The 22254-nt window shown below is 70.3% G+C and carries 19 protein-coding genes; all 19 read left to right on the forward strand.

Annotated features, from left to right (window positions below; genetic code table 11):
- Positions 1–278 precede the first annotated feature (278 nt).
- The 19 genes from AB0469_RS25760 to AB0469_RS25850 all read left to right on the forward strand — a co-directional run bounded on the left by AB0469_RS25760 (position 279) and on the right by AB0469_RS25850 (position 21427).
- Positions 279–1664: a hypothetical protein gene (locus AB0469_RS25760; RefSeq protein WP_366453807.1), complete on the forward strand. Its 1386-nt coding sequence runs from the start codon at positions 279–281 to the stop codon at positions 1662–1664.
- Positions 1665–1941: 277 nt separating this feature from the next.
- A complete protein-coding gene (locus AB0469_RS25765) occupies positions 1942–2400 on the forward strand; it encodes a hypothetical protein (protein ID WP_366453808.1) in 459 nt (152 codons plus the stop codon).
- A complete protein-coding gene (locus AB0469_RS25770; protein WP_366453809.1) occupies positions 2397–4571 on the forward strand; it encodes an ATP/GTP-binding protein in 2175 nt (724 codons plus the stop codon). The genes AB0469_RS25765 and AB0469_RS25770 overlap by 4 nt, the downstream gene beginning before the upstream one ends.
- Positions 4572–4585: 14 nt before the next feature.
- Complete coding sequence (locus AB0469_RS25775; protein ID WP_366453810.1) at positions 4586–5527, forward strand: replication-relaxation family protein; 942 nt, start codon at positions 4586–4588, stop codon at positions 5525–5527.
- Positions 5528–6450: 923 nt separating this feature from the next.
- Positions 6451–7155: a helix-turn-helix domain-containing protein gene (locus AB0469_RS25780; protein WP_366453811.1), complete on the forward strand. Its 705-nt coding sequence runs from the start codon at positions 6451–6453 to the stop codon at positions 7153–7155.
- A gap of 46 nt (positions 7156–7201) precedes the next feature.
- Positions 7202–7621, forward strand: coding sequence for a hypothetical protein (locus tag AB0469_RS25785; RefSeq protein ID WP_366453812.1), 420 nt, complete (start codon positions 7202–7204; stop codon positions 7619–7621).
- Positions 7622–8210: 589 nt separating this feature from the next.
- Positions 8211–8813 carry a hypothetical protein gene (locus tag AB0469_RS25790; RefSeq protein ID WP_366453813.1) on the forward strand — a complete coding sequence of 201 codons (603 nt, stop codon included), beginning with the start codon at positions 8211–8213 and terminating at the stop codon, positions 8811–8813.
- A gap of 380 nt (positions 8814–9193) precedes the next feature.
- Entirely contained in the window at positions 9194–9679 is a 486-nt protein-coding gene (locus AB0469_RS25795; RefSeq protein WP_366453814.1) for an ATP/GTP-binding protein, read from the forward strand.
- 33 nt (positions 9680–9712) lie between these two features.
- On the forward strand, positions 9713–10408 hold the full coding sequence (locus AB0469_RS25800) for an SAF domain-containing protein (RefSeq protein WP_366453815.1): 696 nt from the start codon (positions 9713–9715) through the stop codon (positions 10406–10408).
- On the forward strand, positions 10405–11328 hold the full coding sequence (locus AB0469_RS25805) for a hypothetical protein (RefSeq protein WP_366453816.1): 924 nt from the start codon (positions 10405–10407) through the stop codon (positions 11326–11328). Before AB0469_RS25800 ends, AB0469_RS25805 begins: the two co-directional genes overlap by 4 nt.
- Positions 11321–12886 carry a CpaF/VirB11 family protein gene (locus AB0469_RS25810; RefSeq protein ID WP_366453817.1) on the forward strand — a complete coding sequence of 522 codons (1566 nt, stop codon included), beginning with the start codon at positions 11321–11323 and terminating at the stop codon, positions 12884–12886. Before AB0469_RS25805 ends, AB0469_RS25810 begins: the two co-directional genes overlap by 8 nt.
- On the forward strand, positions 12883–13803 hold the full coding sequence (locus AB0469_RS25815) for a type II secretion system F family protein (protein ID WP_366453818.1): 921 nt from the start codon (positions 12883–12885) through the stop codon (positions 13801–13803). Before AB0469_RS25810 ends, AB0469_RS25815 begins: the two co-directional genes overlap by 4 nt.
- Positions 13800–14690: a type II secretion system F family protein gene (locus AB0469_RS25820; RefSeq protein ID WP_366453819.1), complete on the forward strand. Its 891-nt coding sequence runs from the start codon at positions 13800–13802 to the stop codon at positions 14688–14690. Before AB0469_RS25815 ends, AB0469_RS25820 begins: the two co-directional genes overlap by 4 nt.
- A 17-nt stretch (positions 14691–14707) precedes the next feature.
- Positions 14708–14893 (forward strand): hypothetical protein, encoded by a 186-nt coding sequence (locus tag AB0469_RS25825; RefSeq protein ID WP_366453820.1) that lies wholly within the window; start codon positions 14708–14710, stop codon positions 14891–14893.
- Positions 14894–14926: 33 nt separating this feature from the next.
- Positions 14927–15355 (forward strand): TadE/TadG family type IV pilus assembly protein, encoded by a 429-nt coding sequence (locus AB0469_RS25830; protein ID WP_366453821.1) that lies wholly within the window; start codon positions 14927–14929, stop codon positions 15353–15355.
- On the forward strand, positions 15352–15795 hold the full coding sequence (locus tag AB0469_RS25835) for a TadE family protein (RefSeq protein WP_366453822.1): 444 nt from the start codon (positions 15352–15354) through the stop codon (positions 15793–15795). Before AB0469_RS25830 ends, AB0469_RS25835 begins: the two co-directional genes overlap by 4 nt.
- The gene (locus AB0469_RS25840) at positions 15792–16250 is read left to right on the forward strand and encodes a pilus assembly protein TadG-related protein (RefSeq protein ID WP_366453823.1); all 459 of its coding nucleotides are present in this window, start codon (positions 15792–15794) and stop codon (positions 16248–16250) included. Before AB0469_RS25835 ends, AB0469_RS25840 begins: the two co-directional genes overlap by 4 nt.
- An 8-nt stretch (positions 16251–16258) precedes the next feature.
- On the forward strand, positions 16259–19816 hold the full coding sequence (locus AB0469_RS25845) for a LysM peptidoglycan-binding domain-containing protein (protein ID WP_366453824.1): 3558 nt from the start codon (positions 16259–16261) through the stop codon (positions 19814–19816).
- Positions 19817–19906: 90 nt separating this feature from the next.
- Positions 19907–21427, forward strand: a complete 1521-nt coding sequence (locus AB0469_RS25850; RefSeq protein ID WP_366453825.1) for a hypothetical protein — start codon at positions 19907–19909, stop codon at positions 21425–21427.
- Positions 21428–22254 lie beyond the last annotated feature (827 nt).

Below are 22254 nucleotides of genomic sequence, written 5' to 3' on the forward strand. Positions count from 1 at the left end.
CCGCAGCGGAGAGCCGGAACCGGCTACGAGCGCCCGAGGACGATCAGACGCCCCTGACCACGTGGCCATGGCCATCGGCTACGGCTACGTCGTCCACGCGCCCCGCACCGGCCGACCCATCTCCGTGGTCCCTCAAAGCCAGCTCGGCCCGATCCTGGTCGTCCGGCGCATCGTCGGCAATCTCCGCCCGAGCCGGCGCTTCGGAGGATCTTGCTACTGTCCAGGCCGACAACACCACAGCGTCCACGGAGGGCACGACAATGCGAACGGCACACGCCATGACCGCGGTTTCTCTGGTGGCCCTGTTAGCCACCGGTTGCTCCAGCGGTGCCGGCAGCGCGGAGAACAAGCCGCTCGGGTGGCCGGACGGTGTCGCGGCCGCGCCGCCGCTCAAGAAGCTGAGTGTGCCGTCCTCTTTCGATGCCTCGAAGGGGTGGGACGAGGGCCTCTCGTGGCTGCCGCAGCATGTCGCCACGCTGCCGGTGGCGGTGGTACCGCGGTCGCGGACCGTCGCGTTCATGCAGGCCGCGTCCAACGGCTACACCATCACCGCACGCTCCGGCGACGGCAAGCTGGCCTGGCGCTCCGCACCCTGGTCCGCGCCCGCCCCGGTAGCCGGAGCCCAGTCGAACCTCAGGGGTGTGGCGGAGATCCCAGACCTGAAGGGCGTCGACATCGACGGCCGCGCCTACGTCGTGGCCTACGCCCACGGTCTGCGGGGCAAGGACCAGCTGCACGAGGGCACCGAGATCGTGCGCCTCGCGGTCTTCCCGGCGGACGCGCAGGGCGAGTCGGTCAAGCCCCTGCGGGAGATCGACGTGCCCGTCTCCACCGGTCCCGGCACGATCCGCGTCCAAGCCTCGGGCGGTCGGCTGCTCGTGGCCTGGGGAAATGCCGGGCAGTTCCCGGAGCAGGGCGCGATTGTCAATGTGACCAGCGGCGAAGTGGCGGTCCAGCAGGACGCCGACCGGCTGCTGCCACCGTGCAAGTCCGCGACCGTGTGCAACATCAGCCGCGTCGTCGCCGCCACCGCGGACGGCCCCCTCGTCGCCATGAACGGCGGCGGTTTCGGTATCCCCGGACGCTACTTCAGCGAGACCCTGGCCCCCGAAGGCATCAACGCCAAGGGCGGGTCGCTGTACGACCGGAACGGCAGCGTCTACGGCATCGCGGCCGGATACGCCCTCATCAGCTGGCAGCCCGAGTCGTACGGCGGCACCCCCGTCTGGTCGGTCCACGACCTGCACACCGGAGCGCCCCAGGCCCGACTCGTCTGCGGCCAGGAGGGAGCCCCCGACAGCGCCGACCGAGAGTTCCCGATGGTCTCCTCGCCCGCAGGCCAGTACCTGGCTGGCGGCTCCGTGGTGTTCGACCTCAAGAACAAGAGGGGCATCTGCCTGCGGGGTGACGGCAACCGCAAGACGATCGTGGTGGCTTCGATCCAGGACAACGGCACCGCGTACGGCGTAACGCAAGAAAAGCCAGCGCGCGACACGAAGGTGCTCACGCAGCTGGACCTGAGCAGCCCGAGCGGAAACGCGAAGCCCCTTGAAGCGGGAACGGACGTCCCGCTCTTCCTTACCGAAGACGGGGCGGGCGTGTTCTTCAGCCGCAATGAGGATGACAGCCTTGTCCTGTCGGTACGCAGGCCGGCCCACTCCTGAACGGACACGCCGAATCGAGCCGCCCAGGCCGTGACGGTCGGCCCGAGCGGCTTCGCCTGCCATGGGCGGCAACGCGGATCGCGGTGTGGGCTACTGCGTGAGAACCGGCAGATCCTGACCGCAGCATCCTCAACAGTCAAGTGATGGCAAAGGGTTCGGGCGCGGTGTCTGGATCGGCCTTGGATTCGTACTTGGTCCAGGTGAAGGGCTTCCTTCCACCACCTGGAGGATTCGTGCGCCACACCACCCCACCCCCGTCGTGCCCGGGCCGGTTGGCATGATCCCGGATCTGGCGATCGACGACCTCTTGGTCCAGCTCCAGAGGACGCTGGGCACGGCCGCGCCGTACCTGGGCGCCGTCGGCGTTCTCGGGGCGGCGGTGTGGGTCTGGTGGACGATCCGGCGCACCGCGCTCGTGCGGGAGGCCCTGACCGACCGTGTCCAGGTTGAGGCCATCCCGACGGCCACGTTTGACCCGGGTGAGGCGGAGGTGGGCCGCTGGGCCCGCCAGCTCGGCCGGGTGCACTACGCCGCCGACGGTGTTCCCGCCCGCGGATCGGCGGTGCGCCTTCGATACACCGCCGTGGACGGCAAGATGCGCTGCTACATCGAAGGCCCGGCCGCCGCGGCCGCGATCCTGCACATGCCCGGCTTCGCCGAGGTCGAGATCCGCACCCCGAACGGCCAGGCCGACATCCACCCGGTCCGCTTCACCGGCCCGGCGGGTTCGCCGTGACCGCGGTCGTCTCCCTCGCCAAGCCGACGCGGGCGGCCACCGCCCAGGCGAACGGGCGCCGGTATGTGCAGCGTGCCGAGCTCGCTCTCGGCCTGCCCGACTACAAGGCCCTGGCCTCCCTCGGCCTGAGCCCCGACCCCCTTCAGCAGCTGGCCGCGGCCATGGCCTCCGTCCGTACCGAGGACGGGGAGACGGCGGAGGCCGTCTTCGACCTGGTACCGGTCTCCGAGCAGCGCCTGGCCCGCCGCCGACGCCGCCTGATGGCCCGCGCTGCCCGGCGGGGCCCGTCCGCGTACGGCGAGCGCCTCACCGGAGGCCTCGGCGGCGGCGGATTTTGGGGATCTGCCACCGCGGCCTGGTCCGGTGGTGCCGGCGCCTCCAGCCGCTCCGAGCGGATCCCGCGGCAGACCGACCTGCGCGACGGAGTCGGCAAGCTCGAACCCAGCGCGGGCGCCGTGTTCGCGGTGCAGATCCTGCTGCGCACCGAGGCCGCCCACCCGCAGCTGGCCCTGGCCCGCATGCACCAGCTCATCGCCGCGCTGTCGATGACCTCGGGGGAGAACTACCTCAAGGCCCACCGGCCCCGCCGCTGGGCGATCGGCAGGTTCGAGCGCCGGTTCGCGAGCGGGGAGTTCGCGCCGCGCCGTCGGCAGTGGCTGACGGTGCCCGAGCTCGCGGGGTGGCTCAAGCCGCCGACGGTGAAGTGCACCGCCTCCAGCGTGGTCCGCTCCGGCGGCCTTGTTCCGCCGGCCCCGGCGGACCTCCCCGTCTACACCGGGCAGCGGGACCTGATCCCGCTCGGCGCCGTCGTCTACCCCGACGGCCGCGAGCGGATCGCCGGCGCCCGCGTCCAGGACCTGCTCTTCGGCCTCCAGCTCGGCAAGGCAGGCCACGGCAAGACCGAGGAGGCCCTCGTGCAGTGCATCGCGATGGCCCACTCCGGCTACGGCACCTGGTTCCTCGACCCGCACGGCGAGGGCTGGATGAGGGCGAAGCCGTACCTCGCGCACCCGGAGATCGCCGACCGGCTCTGGGAAATCAACCTGGCCAAGGCCGACCCGGACCAGCCAGTCGTCTCCTGGAACCCCCTGTCGATGGAAGGGCGCAGCCTCCCCGACGTCCAGGACATCGTCCGCTCCGTCACCGAGGGCATCGCCGCAGCGCAGGACTGGGGCGACAACGCCCCCCGCGCCCGGACGATCCTGGCCCGCGCCTCACAGGCCCTGGCCCTGCTCAACCTCCAGGCCGTCCAGGCCGGCCACCCCGAGGCGCAGTGCACCCTGTTCCAGATCAGAACCTGGCTCACCGAGGAGGAGTGGCGCGAGCAGCTCCTGCCCAAGCTCCCGCCGCGCGCTCGCGCGTACTGGGAGACCACGTTCCCCAAGCTGGGCCCGGACGCGGTGCCGACCGTCACGTACGCCATCGACCGCCTCGACACCAGCCAGTCCCTTCAGGGCTTCTTCGGCAGCCCCCGCTCCGCGTACGACGTCCGGCACGCCATGGACACCAGCAAGGTGGTGTTCGTCTGCCCCTCCGGCAGCGAGAGCGACGCCCTGGTCAGCTGCCTGCTCATCTACGACCTCCACCGCGCGGGCCTCTCACGCCAGGACACCCCGCGCGAACGGCGGGCCACCTTCTGGGCCTGGGGCGACGAGCTCACCGCCCTGGACAGCAGCAGCAAGGGCTTCCTCGCCGCCATCGCCGAGCAGCTGCGCAAGTACGAGGTGCGCTTCATCGGCATGACCCAGATGGCGCTGCGCCTTTCCGCCATCACCCGCCAGGCCCTGCTCCAGAACCAGAGCTGGCTGAGCACCTGCGCCGCGGACTACGACGAGGCCGCCTTCGTCGCGAAGCGCTGGAACGGACACGTCAGCCCGGAGACGATCACCGAACTCCCGAAGTACCACTACGTGATGTCCGTGAACCTCAACGGCACCCGCACCACACCCTTCCGGGTCCGCGGCCTGCCCGTGGACGAGGTCTTCGCCCACTACGACAACCCGGCCGGCGTCCCCGCCCTCGACCACGCGATCGACAACAACCTCAACCGCCGCCCACTGGGCGACATCCTCGCCGACCTGGAAGAGCTCGACGCTGTCGTCCTCGCCCACCACACCGGCCGACGCCCCGGCGGCCCCAGCTCCGGCGACCCCACCAGCGTCATCGACTAGAAGGCGAGCACCCCATGCCCTACCCGAACTCCGCCCCCACTGGGCTCGGCTCAGTCGCCCAGCAGGCCGCCCAGGTCCTCTACCAGCACCGTCTGGTCTCAACGATGCAACTCCACCGCCTCATCACCCCGCACCACACCCGCTCCGAGTTCCTGCGCCGCCAGCTCCACACCCTCCGCCAGGCCGGCTTCGCCGGGGTCGTAGGACGGCGCAGCGCCGGCCAGACCCAGCTGCTGTGGTGGCTGACGGAGAAGGGGGCCCAGACCGTCGAAGCCGTGGGCCTGCTCCAGCCGCGCCCGTACCGAATGAGCCAGGAGGCCGCCCTCGGCCCACTCCAGGAACACACCCTCGCGGTCGTGGAAAGCGGAGCGGCCTTCGTCGAGCATGCCCGGCGCCTCGGCCACGAGTGCGGGCCCCTAGATTGGTCGCCGGAGATCGCCCACTACTACCGCTCCGAAGCACGGCCAGGGGAGGAGCTGTGCCTCGTCCCGGACGCCGTCCTCAACTACGTCCACACCCAGGGCAAGCAGCGCACCCTGCTCACCTTCTTCGTAGAGGTCGACCGCACCCAGATGACGATCGCCCGCCTCGCCCAGAAGCTCCACGCCTACGCCGCGTACCACGAGTACGCGCCCCAGTCCCAGACCGCCAAGGGCGCCCGTGGACCCCGGCGCCAGGCCGCGATGCCGGCCTGGCGATACCGGTACCCGGTGTTCCCCCGGCTCCTGCTTGTTCTGACGGGAGCCTCCGAGGAGCGCCTCGCCCGCCGGATCGCCGACCTGCGCAGCCTCGCAGCCAGCGACCCCGCACTCGCGACCAGCCCACTCCGGGCTGGCGTCACCACCCTCGATCAACTCCGCACCCGTGGCCCCTTCGACGCCATCTTCACTCCGATTCTCGGCGCATCTGAGCCGGTTGATGGCTGGCTCAGCACATCACGGGCTCTCGCAGCCTGACGAGACAACCCCAACAGGGCATCTTGTCCGGGTGAAGCCCCTCGCCCGTCTACGCCTAAGAGCGGTAGCTCCTCAGCCCTGGCGGGCTTGCGGTGCCCCGCCGGGGCGCTGACCTACGCTGGCGACTGCTGACGCACGGTGCTTCGAATCAAGTGGAGTGGCTGAGGTATGACGTGGTGCAGGTGGCCACTGCTGCAGTCGTTCGTCGAACACACAGCTGTGGCTTGCCTTCTGTGGTGGCGGTATGAGCGGGGTGTACGAGGCCTGCAACCGTGGAACAGGAAACAGCAGAAGGGCCGGAGGAGTCAGTCTTCGGGGTGCTCGTGAAGGCCTGCTTGCTGCGTCGTTTTGAGCGACCTCTTGTTTAAGAGAGCGCGCCATCTCTAAGCCTCTGACCTGCATCTTTGCAGATTTTGGTGTTTCTGGCGAACACACTTGAGGGGCAGATGTGTTAACGCAGCGGCGACACATCACCTCAGAACTTAACGCGATGGAAAGTTTGGAACTGGGCTCAAGGCTGGAGAGAAGCTGCAGGTCACAGCGGCGAGAAGCCTCCATGCAGCGCTCCAAAAGGCGTTACGCGACAGATTGCTGTATCGGCATGTGTGCCGCCCAGACCAGCAGAACTTAACTCCATGGCAAGTTCTGAGTGTCATTCGGCAACGGAAGTTTCGCTCAGGGAAAGTTCCGTTGCGTGCGTTCGAGTAGGCAACGAGAAGCCCCCAGGTGGGGCTGCCAGACTTAACCGCAAGGAAAGTTTGATGAGTGCCGGTGTGTCCGGAACTTTCCCTCACGGAAACTTCCGGCGCCCGTCTGTGGGTCCGCGCGCGAGCAACTCCGCCAGACGACGCGCCGTCAAAACTTAAGCTAGCGGAAACTTTTGAGATAGGCTCCCCTCTGCCTGAACAGCAGAGGAGGGCTCAGTGACGCCTGAACCGCCGGCGCGAGCGCAGCGCCGGCCCAGCCAGACCACACCCGCCGAGGTGCCGCGCAACGGGGATGACGTCCTCGACGACATCGTCAGCCTGTTGGCCGGTCACCTCGGGCAGACGACCAGCGTCGTCCCCCGTCCGGCAGCGAGGAGCAGGGCAACTCGCGGCGGCCCCAAGGTCCAGATCAACATCGACTACAGCGACACCGACCCTCGCAGCATCCACCTCATGGCCGGTCAGCTCGGATACAGCATCACCTCCAACTGGTTCGCCCAGTGGATGGCCAAGCTGCTCATCGCCGGAGTCCTGTCCCGATCGCAGGCCGGTGTGTTCCTGTTCGTGGCCGGAGGCCAGAAGAAGGGGACCGGCATCGCCTCGTACACACAGCAGCAGATCACCGACGGGCTGAACGAGCTGGCCTCGGCGAAGAAGATCACCCGGCCAACCGTGAACAAGGCCGTCAAGACGCTCATCGACTGGGGCTGGCTGGAGAGCGCTGGCTACGGCCGCATTCGGCTCAACGTCACCCTCTGGTTCGCGGGCAACAGCGGCGAGCAGAAGAACGTCCTCGAAGAGATCGCCTCCGACCACGGATACGAACCCGACGCCTTCCCCCATAAGGTCGGTCCGAAGGACCTCCCAGGCCAGCAGATGCTTGACTTTGAAGAAGCACCCGTCAGGGGAGCGACAGGGTGAGTGCCGCCCGCATACCTCGACGCCACGACCAAGGAGACGCCACCCGATGCCCACTGTGATGTCCCCACTGGTGACCGAACGGATCTGGGCACTTCCGATCGGGGCCGCCGCGGTGAAGTTCCTGTCCTACCTCGTTTTCCGCAGTGAGATGGGGACAGGAAATCTTCCCTCCCAGCAGGCGATGTCCGCCGAGTACAAGGTGAGCCCGGCCGCTGTGAGCAAGCTCCTGGACCCCCTGTTCGAGCTGAACGTGGTGCTGCGCACGCCCAGCGAGCGCAGTCGGCGCGCCAACAGCTACACCCTGCACCCGCTCGCCGCTCGCTATGAGAGCTCCGAGGCCATGGAAGAAGCCTTCGCGCAGGCCCTGGATGACATGCGGTCCGGCAGGCTTCCGGTCCTGCAGCTGCCCGAGTACCAGGCAGTCCCTCCCTCCCAGGGACCTCGGAAGCTTCGCAGCGTCGCCTAGCCTGCCGCAATGGAAGAAGGCCCCCGCCTCTCGGCGGGGGCCTTCTTCTGCCTGAACAACAGATTGTCACCAGCATACGGTGACCAGCCTTGTCCCGTACAGCGCCCACCGCCAGAGCCGCAGGTGCAGGAGCGGCAGACCACCCGTTGCGCTGCTGCTCGACAGGAGTGCGGGGTGCGAGGGGTTCAATCTGGCGGCGGTGCCTCGACGAGTTCAGCAGGAACAGTTGCGGCATTTTTCAGCCATTTCGAATCAATATTGAGCCAATGCCGAGACCCTGCATGATGTGCAGATGAATCGACATTCTGGGTGGTCGAGAAGTGGTGATGAGCGGCCGTTCCGGTTCTTGACCCCTCTCATGTCGGACTGAATTCCGAGAAGGTCCCGCGAGGGTGTGGAAAACATCCGTTTTGCACCGGCAGCGTGGCCCTGAACTGCACTAACGGCTTTCGAAGTTGACCGCCTTTGCGTAACGTATGTGAGGGTCCGGTCTCTTGGGGCGGTTGTGGTTCGGCCGTCAGAAAACAGGCTGCAAAGGTCTGCACCGGACGCGAGGGCTTTCTGGGTCTACGGGGAGGCAGCGAAACCTATGGCACGACGCGATCAGCTTGGCTGGAACGGCAGCCGGGCCATCCCGGCATTCCTGCTCACCGTCTGCGTGGCCCTCACCGCAGCCTGTACATCGTCAAGCGAGTCGGACAACGCCAAGGACAAGACCGCGATGCCCACGCTGTCAGCGGCTCCGAGCAAGCTGGCGTCGCTCGATCCGACCGAGGCTGCGAAGGAGCAGGCGCTTGCCGCGTACAAGGGATATTGGGCGGAACTGCCCAAGGTCTACGCAATGCCTGCCATCGAGGGAACCGAGATCAAGCGGTACGCCGCGGCCGAAGCGCTGAGTCAGGCGGAAGCCAGTGTGAAGAACCTCAGCACGACGAAGTCAGTCATGACAGGTCTGCCGATCCTGACGAATCCCACCATCACCGATGCGGCCCTCGACAAGAAGACCCCGAGCGTGACCATCTCCAGCTGCCTGGATGTGGTGCAGTGGAAGATCGTCAACAAGGCGAGCGGCGAACCAGCGGCTATGCCCAGCAACAGGGTGACCAAGTACGTGGTCGTTGCCTTGGTTGAGCGCTGGGAGGACGGGTGGAAGGTACTCAAGGCCACGCCCAAGGCAGATCAGCCGTGCTGATCAAGGCAAGCGGAGCCTTGGCTGTCGGGTTCGCGCTGTTGCTCCTCACGCCAGCGCAAGCCATGGCTGCGGGAACTGACAAGTGTCAGGTGGGCTGGGTCTGCACAATCGTCGAAATGCCTGGAGACCCAGGCGACACACACCCGCCCGCAGGCGGCGGAGGCGGCAGCGGAGATGAGGGCACTGGCGCAGTCAGCAGCCGATATAGCTGCACCTACACGCTCGGCGACCCGCAGCCGTCGGACGACAGCGCCATGTGGGGTTCGGGCGGCCGACAGCCCGGGGTGTCCATGTACATCGAGGACTGCCTAGACAACGAGACCGGGATGCACGAGGTGAAGAACATCTTCACTGCAGCCCCACCCGGCGGTGGCGGTTTGGTGATTGACCCTGCGGTCGTGGCGCGGCAGGCCGTGGACAAGATGCGGCTGCGGCCGCCGGCGATCGGGATCACGCCGAAGCCGGGAGGCAAGGGCGTGGTCGGCATGCCGGTCTACATGTGGACCGAGACCGGTCCCGAGACGTACGGCCCGAACGTGGCCTCGGCGTCGATCGGTCCGGTTTCGGTGATGGCCACCGCCCGGGTGTCGAAGATCGTCTGGGACATGGGCGACGGCCGCACCGTCACCTGCACCACCGCTGGCACCCCCTACAAGGCGGAGTACGGCAAGAAGCCGTCCCCGGACTGCGGCCACCGCTACGACAAGCCGTCCTCCACCACAGGGTCCGGCACATATCACGTCACCGCGACGTCCACCTGGTCGATCGACTGGCAGGTCACCGGCGGTGCCCAGGGCGGCCAGCTGACCGAGATCCGCACGAGCGCCGTGGACATCAACGTCGCCGAGGTCCAGGTCCTCAACTAGAGCGCGCGCACTTCCCCGAGAGGCAGTACCCGAATGGAATCCCCCGCCGCCCCGCCGGTGCCGCGTCCCGCCGGCCCGCGCACCGAACTCCCCATCACCACCACGGCCCCCGTGAAGAAGCAGCGCCGCTACGCCGCGGCCGCCCTGAGCACCGTGCTGGCCGTCGCGGCCGCGCTCGGCGCGGCCGCAGCCGTGTCCGCCGTCGGTGACCGGACGAAGGTCCTGGCGATCGCGAACGACGTCCCGGCCGGGCAGCCGCTGACAGACGCGGACGTCGTCGTTGCGGAGGTCTCCGCCGACGCAGCCCTGACCCCGATGCCGGCCGCTGACCGTGCTGCAGTGGTGGGCAAGCGCCCTGCCGTGGACCTGCGCAAGGGCAGCCTGCTGGTCGCCGCACAGCTTCAGCCCGGCACGGGCCTGGGTGACGACAAGCAGCAGGTCGGCGTCCAGGTAAAGCGCGGCCAGGCCCCGGCTGGCTCCCTCGTCCCGGGTGACAAGGTCCTCGCGGTGACCGTCCCTGCTCAGGGAGATCAGCAGCCGACAGGCAAGGACGCGGCGGAAGCGCCGCCCACCTCCGTCAAGGCGGTCGTCGTCTCCGTCAGCCGACCGGACGCCTCCGGCGCCGTAGTCGTCAACCTCGCGGTGGCGCCGTCGGACGGACCGCTGCTGGCCACCCGAGCCTCGTCTGGCCGGGTGGCCCTGGTTCGTGACGTGCGGAGCGGATCGTGACCGTCATCGCGCTGGCGAGCGCAAAATCCTCTGGTGTCACCACCAGCGCCCTTGCCATGGCGCTGTCCTCCGCGCGCCCCTCGCTTCTGGCTGAGTGCGACCCGGCCGGCGGGACCATTCGCGCGGGGTACTTCCAGGCGCAGATCACGGCCGGGACCGGCCTCTACCACCTTGCTGTCGCCGAGCGCGCCGGTGAGGACGCGCTCGCGCAGGCCTTCGCCAGCCACCTGGTCCGCCTCGACGAGAGTGGCAACCGCCAGGTTCTTCCCGGCCTGACCGACCCAGCCCAGGCCCCTGCCCTCGCACGGACGTGGCCCGCCTTGGCGCAGGTCATGCGGGTGCTCTCCGACGAGGGAGGCTACGACGTCATCATCGACGCCGGCCGCCTGGCCCTGGACTCCGGCCGCCTCCACCCCACCCTCACCCCCGCACCTCTTCTCCACGGCGCCGACCTGGTCCTGCTCGTCGTACGCGCGACCGACCAGTCCCTCGCCCTCGCCCGGCACCTGACCGAACCGCTGCGCAACGAGCTCACCGACCGCGGCACCGGCGCCGACGCCCTGGGCGTACTCCTCATCGAGGACGGTCCCCGCCGCGCTCACGAGGTCTCCGACGCGCTGCGCCTGCCGGTGATGGCCGCGCTGCCCTGGGAGCCGGACACCGCCGCCTACCTCACCGACAGCGGCCGGGCCCCGCGCGTACGGAGGAAGTCCGCGTTGCTCGGCGCAGCCCGCACCGCGCTCGGGCACTTCCAAGCGGCCGCGTCCCGCCGGACGCTGCACCAGCAGTACCCGACCGCTCCGCCGGCACTGCCCGTGCAGCCGACACCGGCTCCGGCTCAGCTGCCCGCACCGGCCGCTCCGCAGGTCGCCGGAGTACTCCAGCGCCTGGGCCAGGGACGGGTGGACCCCCGTGTCTGATACCCAGCACCGCCCCGACGCCCCGACCACGCACGGCCCCGCCGACATCGCAGGCCTGCTGACCGGCCGCATCGGCATGACCCGCGTACCCCAGCCCGCGACCGCACCCGTACCGGCGCCCGCTCTGCCTGCTCCCGCCCGCCCGGCGGTGGCCGCCAGCCCGAGCGATGTCCCGAAGCTGGCCGGGCTGCCCGGGCAGCTGCCGGTCGGCTGGGAGGTGATCGAGGCGCTCCAGGCGGAGGTGTCCGCCGAGCTGGCCTCCCACGATCCCGGCCGCCTGCTGGAGGAAGACGACCGCCGGGCCCAGGCCCGCTCCATGGTGACGAAGGCCGTCGCGAGCTGGGCCACGAAGTACTCACACGGCAACCCCGGCCTTTCTGCGGCCGAGGAACACGCCGTCGGGAGCGCGGTGTTCGACGCGATGTTCCGCGGCGGCCGCCTCCAGGGCCTCCTGGACGAGCCGGGCGTCGAGGACGTCATGGTCGACGGGGTCCGCGCGCACATCGAGTACTACGACCGGCCCCGCCGCACCATCGAGCGGGTCGCCGACTCGCACGAGGAGCTGATCACCTGGGTCAACCGGATGGCGGGCCTGTCCGGGCACGGCGAGCGCGCCCTGACCCAGGCCACCCCCAACGTGGGCTTCCGCATGCCCGACGGGTCCCGCGTCACCGCCAGCCTGCTCACCACCCGCCCGTCGGTGGTCATCCGAAAGCACCGCATCCGCCAGCACGGCATCGACGAGCTCGTCCGCTGGGGCTCGATCAACCCGCTGCTGCGGGCCTTCCTCCTGGCGTGCGTCCAGGCGAAGCTCAACGTCCTGGTCGTCGGCGACATGGGCGCCGGCAAGACCTCGCTGCTGCGCGCGCTGGGGCGGGAGATTCCGCCGGGGGAGCGGATCGCCACCCTGGAGTCCGACCGCGAGCTCTACCTGGATGAACCCGGGCCGGCAGGCAAGCCGGGTCCGCTCACGTTCGCGTTCGAGGCCCGCCAGTCCAACGGCGAAGTTCGCGTCGGTAGCGCCTCAGGCGCGGTCACCATCGGCGACATGTTCCCCACCGCCCTGCGCTACAACGTCAACCGGGTGATCGTCGGCGAGGTCCGCTCCACCGAGGTCCTGCCCATGCTCCAGGCCATGTCCGCGGGCGGCTCCGGGTCGATGTGCACCCTGCACGTCCGCCGCCCGCACGCGATCATCTCCCGCCTGGTCCAGCTGTGCACCGAGGCCGGCATGCAGACCGAGGCCGCGAACCACCTGATCGCCTCCGCGATCGACGTCGTCGTCTACCTCACCTACCTCGACGAGACCGCGATCGGCGGCCGCAAGCACCGCTTCGTCTCCCACATCTACGAAGTCCACGACATCGTCGGCGAAGGCGGCCGCCCCACCACCAGCGAAATCTTCGCCCCCCACGGCAACGAACCCCGCGCCGTCTACCGCAACATGCCCTCCTTCATAGACGTCCTGGAACGCACCGGCACCTTCGACCGCCGGTGGCTGGCCCACAACCCCGCCGACGCCTGGGGCCCGGCCCTGCAGGTGGTGAAGCCCCGATGAACTCTGCCCAGCTCGCCCTCGTCGCCGCGCTGTGCGCGCTCTTCACGGTCCTCGCCGGACTCCTCGCCGTCCGAGAATGGCGCGGCCGCCTCATCGACCCGGCCAAGCCCGCCTCCCGGCGCGCGAGCCGGATCCGCGCGGCGAAGGCCAGCCTGCCCGAGGCCTGGCAGCGCCGCTGGCGCGCCCTGGTCACCACCTCCGCCATCACCGTCCTCGCCGTGTGGGCGTGGACCGGGTGGCCCGTCCACGGGCTCCTCGCCGGCGCCGCGGTCCTCGGCTTCCCCTTCCTCCTCAACCCCGGCACCGCCGCCGAGCAGCGCATCGACCGCCTGGAGGCGATCGGGCAGTGGCTCAACGGCCTGGCCGGCATCCACACCGCCGGCATCAGCCTCGTGCAGACCATCCGCGCCAGCGCCCGCAACGCTCCCGCGCCCATCGCCGCCAACGTCCGCACGCTCGACGAGCGGCTGCGCTCGGGCATGGACGCCAAGCAGGCCTTCGCCCTGTTCGCGGACGAGCTGGCCGACGGCGTGGTCGACCACGTGGCGCTGCTGTTCCAGTCGCACGCGGCGAACATGGGGCCGGGCCTGAGCTCGGCGCTGGAGGCGCTCGCGGTGACGATCCACCAGCAGGCCGCCGATGCCCGCGACATCGAGTCCGACCGCGCCAAGATCCGCAAGTCCAGCCGGATCGTGTCGATCGTGATCTGCGTCGTGTTCGTCGGCTGCATGCTCAACGAAGCCTGGTCCGCCTGGTACCAGTCCGCGGCCGGGCAACTGGCCCTGGCCGTCCTCGGCGGGCTCTTCGCCTGGACGCTGGCCTGGCTGCGCCGGGCCGCCGCCACCAAGCCCGACCCCCGCCTCCTCAACCCGCTGACCCCGGCCGAGCCGGCCACCGCGACGGGAGCCGCCCGATGATCCCCATGTCAGCGGTCCTGCCCGCCGCGGCCGCCGGAGCCCTCATCGGCGTCGCCATCCGCGCCCTGTGGCCGGCCCGGCCCGACGTCGTCTCCGTCATGAACGCCCTCGACGCCGACCACACCGCCCGCCAGTCCCGAACCACCGCCGCCGGCACCGGCTCCCTGCCCGAGAAGGTCGGCACCCGCCTCCTGGCGGGCTTCGGCGAGCGGATCACCCTGCCCGTCCGCGACCTCAACCTCCTGCGGATCAGCCCCGCCGAACACCTCGGCAAACGCGCCCTCTTCGCCGTGTACGGGCTGGTCCTGCCCCAGCTCGCCGGCGCACTGATGGCGATGCTGGGGGTGAGCCTGCCGTTCGTGATCCCCGCCGGCGCCGGCCTCGGCCTGGGCGCCCTGTTCTGGCTGTGGCCCGGCCAGGAGGTCAGGAAGGAAGCCGCCAGCGCCCGCCTGGTCGTACGGCACGCCGCCGCCTCCTACCTCGACCGCGTCGCCCTGGCACGCATCGCCAACTCCGGCGCCGCCCAGGCCCTGACCGACACGGCAGACGTCGGCGACGGCTGGATCTTCGAACGGATGCGGCAGGCTTTCTACGAAGCCGACCTCGCCGGCGTCACCGTCTGGGACGCCCTCAAGCAGCTCGGCGAGGAGCTCGACATCCCCGAACTCACCCGGCCCGCCGACACCCTCGCCCTCGCCGGCGACGGCGCCGCCGTCTACACCACCCTCCAGGCCCAGGCCCGCCAACTGCGCGTCGCGATCCTCGCCGACGCCAAAGCCCAGGCCAACGAAGCCTCGACCTCCATGGTCCTGCCGGTCACCTTCGCCGTGCTGCTCATGCTGGTCTTCGTCGTCCTGCCCCCCGTTGTCACGATGTTCAACGGCTGAAACCCACGGGAGAACTGATGCACCTGCGCACCCTGACCACCCTGCTTGCCGCCCGCTGGGAGCGGCTGAAGAACGCCGACGACGCTGGCCAGACCTCCGCCGAGCTCGCCGTCATCGTCGGCGTGATCATCGCCCTCGCCATCGGCGTCGCCGCGGCGATCAAGACGTTCGTCGACGGGAAGATCCCGCTCATCAGCGGCTGAACCCACGCGCACGGACCAGACAAGGGGAGCGGAGTGAAAGACCAGGCCAGCCGCCACTGGCGGCGCCTACGCGAACGCCTGCGCAACCAAGGCGACCGCGACCGCGGCTCGGGCAGCGTCGAGCTGGCCGTCCTCGCGACCGTCGTGCTGTTCCTGGTCTTCGCCGCCATCCAGATCGGCCTGTACTTCCACGCCCGCTCCGTCGCCCGCTCCGCCGCCACCCAGGGGGTGGAGGCCGGACGCCAGCTCGGCTCCGGCCCCGGCGACGGCGTCGCCCAGGCCGAGGCGCTCCTGGCCAAGTACGGCAGCGTCCGCGGGGCATCGGTGTCCGCTGACGGCAGCGGGGCGGAGCAGATCCGCATCACCGTCCGCGGCACGGTGGCCACCCTCGTCCCCGGGTTGGAGCTGGACGTCGTGCAGAGCGCCGAGGCTCCGGTGGAGCGCTGGGTGGAGGCCCAGTGAGGCGGCCCTGGCGCTGCAGCTGGCGTGAGGACCGTGGCAGCTACTCGGTGGAGACGGTCATCCTGGCCCCGGTCGTCATCGCCCTCATGCTGCTGATGATCGCCTTCGGCCGGATCACCGACGCCTCCGGCGCCGTGGACACCGCCGCCCGCGCGGCGGCCCGGGCCGCCTCCCTCGAACGGGAAGCCGGCGCCGCGCAGGCCGCCGGAGCGGCGGCCGCCAACCGCAGCCTCACCGGCGAGGGCATCCGCTGCGCCTCCTCCAGCGTCGCGGTCGACACCTCCGGGTACGGCCTCGACCTCGGGCAGGCGGCCACCGTCCGCGTCACCGTGGCCTGCACCGCACCGCTCGGCGAGATCGGCCTGCCCGGACTGCCCGGATCCCGCACCCTCCGATCGTCGTGGACCAGTCCGATCGACTCCTACCGAGGCCGCCAGTGATCACCGCTCTCACCCGCCGCATCGCCGGCCTCCGCAACCGGATCCGCACCGGCGCAGACCGAGGGTCGCTGTCGCCGTTCTTTGCGGTGTCCGCCCTCGGCATCATCATGATCATGGGGCTCCTCGTCGACGGCGGCGGCGCGCTGAACGCGACGAACAAGGCCACCGGCCTCGCGCAGGAGGCCGCCCGCGCGGCTGGCCAGCAGCTCAACGTCCCCGCCGCCATCCAGGGCACCGCGATCACCGTGGACCCGGACGCCGCCGTCGCCGCGGCCCAGGACTACCTCGCCGCCCAGAACGTCTCGGGCACCGTGACCGTCACCGACGGCGGCCAGCGCCTCGAAGTCACCGTCCACGACACCTACACCACCTACTTCGCCCAGTTCGTGGGTAGGTCGACGATCAGCGTGTCCGGCACGGCACACGCCCGACTGCACACCCAAGCCGGAGGCTGAACCAGCCCATGAGCACCTTCGTACGCCTGCTCCGCGCCCTGCTCGGCCTCGCCGTCCTGGCCGCACTCATCGCCGGCATCCCCCTCGTCCTGCTGGCCATCGGCCACCAGCCCACCGAGCTGGCCGGCGGATGGGACCTGCTGACCCACCAGGACGACGGCCAGCTGTTCTACACGGTGCTCACCACCATCGGCTGGATCGGCTGGGCCGCCTTCACCCTCTCCGCCCTCGTCGAGATCGTCGCCCTCCTCCGCGGCCGCAAGGCCCGGCGGATCAAGGGCCTCGGCGGGATGCAGTCCGTCGCCGGCCTCCTCATCGGCGGCCTCGTCCTCCTCGCTCCCACCGCCGCCTCGGCCGCGACCACCAGCCCGGCCGTCGCCGCCACCGCCGTACAGGCCGCGGGCACCAGCAGCGCGGCGACCACCGAAGCGGCGGCCGCGGCGGAACAGGAGGCCTGGCCCACCCACACGGTCACCGGGGATTCCGAACTTCCCTGGGACCTGGCCGAGCAGTACCTGGGCAGCGGCCCGCGCTGGAAGGACATCGCCGCCCTCAACCCCTCCATCCCCCAGCTCGCGGCCGGAGACCAGTTCCTGCCCAAGGGCACCGTCCTCCGGCTCCCCGCCGACGCCAACATCGCCAAGCCGGCCTCCCCGGCTCCAGCCCCCGCACAGGCCGCACCGGCCCAGGCCGCGCCGCAGACGGCCGTGCCCTCGCAACAGCCTGCGCAGGCTGCCCCCGCGGACGCGAAGCCCGCCGCGGCCGAGACCAAGCACGTCGTCAAGACCGATGAGAACCTGTGGGGCATCGCCGGCCAGCACGGCAACCCCGAGGACTGGCCCAAGATCTTCGAAGCCAACCGCGGAATGCCGCTGCCCGGCGGCGGCACGTTCGACAACCCCGACCTGATCGTCCCCGGCCAGGAACTCACCCTCCCCACGGAAACCGCCCCGGCCCCCGACAGCCGACCTGCCCCGGGCATCACGACGCCCCCGAAACCGGACACCGCGAAGAACACCCCTACACCCGCGGCACCCACACCCGCAAAGCCCGCCACCCCGGCTCCAGCCGCCTCAACTCCCAGCACCGCACCCACCACTGTTGCTCCCACGCCCGCGCAGGACGGCCACAAGGCGGACACCGCCCCACAGGCACAGGACGCAGACGAGGCCCTGGCGCCCGCTGCCGTCTGGATGGGCGCAGGCGCACTGGCCGCCGCCCTCATCGGCACGCTCGCCACCCGCCGCATCCTCCAGCAGCGCCGCCGCCGACCCGGCCGCCGCATCCCCATGCCCACCGGCAGCGCCGCCGCCACCGAGCAAGGCCTGCGCTCCGTCCAGCACCCCACCGGATTCGACCTCCTCGACGCCGCCCTGCGCACACTGGCCCTCAACCTCGCCGCGGCGGAGCGCGAACTGCCAGTGGTCACCGCCGTCGTCCTGCACGAGCAGAAAGTCGAACTCCACCTCGACCAGGACACCGCGCCCATGAAACCCTTCTCGGGCGCCGATGGCCGCACGGACCTGTGGACCTGCCCGGCCTCCAGCCCCGACCTCGCCGAACCTGACGCCCTCCAGGGCGCCGACGCGCCCTACCCGGCCCTGGTCTCCCTGGGCTGGGACAGCGCCGGCCACCTAGTCCTCGCCGACCTGGAACACGTCGGCGTGCTGCACCTGGACGGCGACGCCGACCACGCCCGCCACGTCCTGCAAGCCATCGCGGTCGAGCTCGCCAGCACACCCCTGCCCGGACACCTGGAGATCACCGCCCTGGCCCACACCACACCCGGCCTCGACGACGCAGCACCCGAACGCGTCGCCCGCACCAACACCCTCGCCGACGCGATCGCCGAACTGACCAGCCACACAGCCGACCAACGACGCGCCCTGGCCGCGCTCGGCGCACCCACCCTCCGCGCGGCCCGCCTCCAGGACGACGCCGGCGGCTCCTGGACACCCCACATCCTCCTCGCCGCCGAGCTCCCCGAAGGGGCCCAGACCGACGCGCTGCTCGACGCGATCACGGCCCAGCCACGGGTCGCCGGCGCGGTCGTCACGGCCAGCGAGAACGGCAACCTGGAGCCGGCGGAAGGCTGGACCCTGCACTGCGCAGGCCCCGACGAGACCAGCGTCCTGCCCGGCTCCGGCCTGCCCATCAAGCTCCAGGGCCTGTCGGACCAGCACTTCGCCGACGCGATCGAACTGCTCACTCTGTCCGCCAGCACCGACGACGTGCCCGCCCGGGATGAGTGGCTCGAAGGCCTCCTCGATGACGAGGACCAGGCGGAAGAGGGCCGGGAGGACGCGGACGATCAGGCAGACGCGTACCAGGAAGATGCCTCAAAGAACCCCGACCAGGCCGGCGACGACGAGGAGGGGCTGGTGCCAACCCCCGGTGCCGACGAGGACGGCATGCCGGACGAGTACGCGGACATCGAGCAAGAGGAGCTGGAGACCACGCCCCAGGCCGACGCCGAAGCGCCGGAAGCGCCTGTGACCGATGACGATGACCCTGACACCGGCGAGGCACCCATCCAGCCCCCAGCCCACACGGCGGAGGCATCCGATGAGCAAGCCGGGCACGGCATCAACGGCCCCACCCCTGCCGGCCCCTTCGATCCGCCCGCCGTACCCCCGCCCGCAGCCGCCCCTTCTACTGCCACGCACGACCTCGTGCCGACCGCCCCTGTGCTGACGAAGCAGGAGCGAGGCCAGGCCGAGGCGCCCCCTGCGGCCGCCCCCCGTCCGGCTCCTCTCCCCGTTCCCTCCCCGGCGCCTGCGGCCGACAACGCAGAGCCGCCGAACGGGAGCGCGCCGACGGTGCTCCTGCTGGGGCGGGTCCTCGTCGAAGGCGCTGCGGGCCGCATCGACTCGAACAGGCAGAGCGCCGCCGTCGAGCTCGTCTCCTACCTTGCGCTCAACCCCGGCGCCGACCACCACGCGATCGACGACGCCCTCTGGCCGGGCCGCCTGGTCAACAAGCAGATGCGCAACGCCGTCATCAGCCGCACCCGCTCATGGCTCGGCAAGAACGCGGACGGCGAGGCCTACTTCCCCCGGGTCCAGGACACAGGCGACAGCCGATACCGCCTCGCCTCTGCCGTCGGCTGTGACTGGCGGAACTTCCAGAACCTCGCCCGCACCGGCCTCGCCCGCCACGACGAGGACGGCGACCTTGCCCTGCGCTGGGCCCTCGGACTCGTCCGCGGCCGCCCCTTCGCCGCCATCGACCCCCAGCGCTACGCCTGGGCCGAGCCAGCCATCCAGGAGATGGTCTCGGCCATCGCCGACGTCGCCTACGAGCTGTCCACCCGCCGCCGGGAAGCAGGCGATTGTGCCGGCGCTCTCTGGGCCGCGCACCAGGGCCTCCTGGCCGCCGAGGAGAACGAGCTTCTCCACCGGCAGGTCTTCCTGGCCCACCACGCCGCCGGGGACGTGGAGGCCCTGCGTGAAGCCGCCGCGCGGCTTGCCCGTATCAACGAGGGCCTCGGCGGGGGAGTCGACATGGAAGCGGAGACCGCCCAGCTGCTGAGCACACTGCTACCGCGTACGACGGTCGCCCGGTAGAAGACGCTGGGCGGGAGCGCGTTGCGAGCGCCGAACGGCGGGAGAGGAGAGCCGGGCTCAGCCCGGCTCTCCCATGAGGGAGGGTTCACGATGAGGAAGGTCTACCGGGCAGAGCATCTCCTGCCGGGCGATTACGTGCGGACCGGATTCGCGCGATTCAGTGCCGACGGCCCACGGGAGGGCGAGTACTACGCCCGCATCGAGCAAGTCGAGCACATCGAGCGTCCCGCCTTCGTCATCTCCGGTGACGGCTTCGGCCTTGACCGCACGGTAAAGCGGCTGGTGGGGCTCCGCATCCAGGGCATGCCCGGCCCGGTTCTCCTGCGCGCGGGAGACCACCACGCTGCCGCAGCCATCGACGAGGAACGGCAGAAGTGGGATCAGCTCAATCCGACATGGCCGACGGTGTTCACCGCCATGTTTGCCGGAGGAAAGGTGGCGACGGCGCCCGCCTGGGCCCGGGATGAACCTCCGGGACCTGAAGCGATCAGAGCGGACCGTGGCAGCGAGATCGGACGCAGGCCGATGTCCTTCGAGAAGCCAGCCAGTGCTCTGTGCGTCGGTGACTACCTGCAGACACAGGCCTGCAGGTTCCCCGCCAGCGACATGGGCTTCGATGAGGGCTTCTGGCGGGTGGAGTGGATCGCCCACATCGAAGGCAACGCCCTGCAGGCCCTCCTCGCTGACCCCGACTGGGCCAGAGGCAGGGTCACGCTCGCCAACGTCTACGGCATCTCAGGCGTACTGGTCATCCCAGAGACCACCGTGAAGGTGCTGGTCGTTCCGAACCCCGAACGGCTCCGCAACGACCTCGACGGGCCCTGGCACGAGAAGCCGTACTTTCAGTTCGAGGGCGCTACCGTGCCCGACGAAGAGGACCAACTCCGCAAGGACGCCGCCCTGCGCCCTCCTGCTCCGGCGGACGAAGCGGACCTGTACCCGAGCAGCTTCTCCAGCACCTCGGACCGTGCCCTCTTCCTCGACGGTGTGACGGGAATACGCCCCGTGCCGGTCTCGCGCCTGCCGTGGCCCCACCGCCTGTCCAAGTGCCGCCACTTCAAGCGGGTCGAAGCGATCGAAAAGACCTACCCGGCCGACTGGTACGCCGGACAAGTGGCCCATGCGGAGCTTTTCACCCGCCTCACGCCACAGGACTTCGCCGCCTGCCCCTACCATCAAGTGAACTGGACCGCGATCGCCGAAGCCGCAACCGAACTCGCGGCCGCCGAGCTGGACGAGGACCCTGAGCGCGGCCGAGCAGCCTACGCCATGGAACACCTCGAAGAGGCCGACCGCGAATGGGCCCGGGCTCTGGTACACGATCCCATCTGCTGGGACGACAACCACGACGCCCTCACGAACGGCCAACACCGAACCTGCGCCCTCCGAGCGGCCGGCGTCGCCTACCTGCCAGTCGAAGGAAGACACCTGCCCGACACTTCCACGTCCGACACCGTGGACGCGCGTACCCACGCGCAACAGACCGTCCGGAAGGCGTGGCGCGACATCCTCACCGCCATCCTCGGACCCACGCATCCACTGGTAGAAGCAGCGCCTCTACTAGCGCGATTTCCAGCCCTGAGACGACTGCTGTCCTCAGCGAAAAGGTAGGTCGAGACGACGCCGGCGGGCCCGCCAGGGAGCCGAGGCAGGAGGTGATGACGCTTTCAGAGTGATCCCCAAGCGCGCGGGGAGGACGTGCGGCCGTCCCTCTCGGCCGGGGGGTGGCCGGGTGGATCCCCGGGCGCGCGGGGAGGACTCGCCCTTCCGGAAGATCGCCGTGTCCTCAGTGGGCTGATCCCCGGGCGCGCGGGGCAGACTCGTCCTCCGCCGACTTCTTGGCGAGCTGCGACGGCTGATCCCCGAGCGTGCGGGGCCGACGCCGAGTGCAGCCGGACTCGGGCCTCGATGGGCTGATTCCCGGGCAGGGGACTCGGTACTCGGCCAGTCCCCATAGATCGAGTAGGGCTGATCCCCGGGCGTGCGGGGTGCACTTCCTCTTCGCGGACATGAAGGCCGACCCCCAGGGCTGATTCCCGGCCGTGCGGGGTGGACAACTCACGCAGCGCGCGCGGCTGTTCCATCGGGGGCTGATTCTCGGGCTTGCAAGGCGGACATGAGCGGTACCGCCCTGAGCGGCCGCGAGGACGGCTGACCCCCCGGCGCGGGCAGGGCTCATTGAGAGCCAGGGTAACGGCGGAGGCACCTGGGGCTGATCCCCGAACGTGCGGGAAGGACGCGATCCAGGTCCTCGACCATCCCAACGCGCCTCGCTGATCCCCGGCCGCGCAGGGAAGACCGAGGGCTGGCTCAACCTCCTGCATCCGGAGCCAGACGGATCCTCGGGCGCCCAGGGCTCGTCCAGGGCTGCGTCGCTCAGGTCCTGCAAGGGTGGACCCCCGGGCACGCGGGGCGGACCGCGTCGCGGGCGCCCTCGG

Source organism: Streptomyces sp. NPDC093801, assembly GCF_040701585.1.
Lineage (GTDB): Bacteria > Actinomycetota > Actinomycetes > Streptomycetales > Streptomycetaceae > Streptomyces.

Coding starts and splice junctions, on each gene's coding strand:
- AB0469_RS25785 (WP_366453812.1), top strand. CDS start 7,202: ATGCCCACTGTGATGTCCCCACTGGTGACCGAACGGATCTGGGCACTT.
- AB0469_RS25845 (WP_366453824.1), top strand. CDS start 16,259: ATGAGCACCTTCGTACGCCTGCTCCGCGCCCTGCTCGGCCTCGCCGTC.
- AB0469_RS25765 (WP_366453808.1), top strand. CDS start 1,942: ATGATCCCGGATCTGGCGATCGACGACCTCTTGGTCCAGCTCCAGAGG.
- AB0469_RS25775 (WP_366453810.1), top strand. CDS start 4,586: ATGCCCTACCCGAACTCCGCCCCCACTGGGCTCGGCTCAGTCGCCCAG.
- AB0469_RS25825 (WP_366453820.1), top strand. CDS start 14,708: ATGCACCTGCGCACCCTGACCACCCTGCTTGCCGCCCGCTGGGAGCGG.
- AB0469_RS25850 (WP_366453825.1), top strand. CDS start 19,907: ATGAGGAAGGTCTACCGGGCAGAGCATCTCCTGCCGGGCGATTACGTG.
- AB0469_RS25800 (WP_366453815.1), top strand. CDS start 9,713: ATGGAATCCCCCGCCGCCCCGCCGGTGCCGCGTCCCGCCGGCCCGCGC.
- AB0469_RS25760 (WP_366453807.1), top strand. CDS start 279: ATGACCGCGGTTTCTCTGGTGGCCCTGTTAGCCACCGGTTGCTCCAGC.
- AB0469_RS25820 (WP_366453819.1), top strand. CDS start 13,800: ATGATCCCCATGTCAGCGGTCCTGCCCGCCGCGGCCGCCGGAGCCCTC.
- AB0469_RS25815 (WP_366453818.1), top strand. CDS start 12,883: ATGAACTCTGCCCAGCTCGCCCTCGTCGCCGCGCTGTGCGCGCTCTTC.
- AB0469_RS25790 (WP_366453813.1), top strand. CDS start 8,211: ATGGCACGACGCGATCAGCTTGGCTGGAACGGCAGCCGGGCCATCCCG.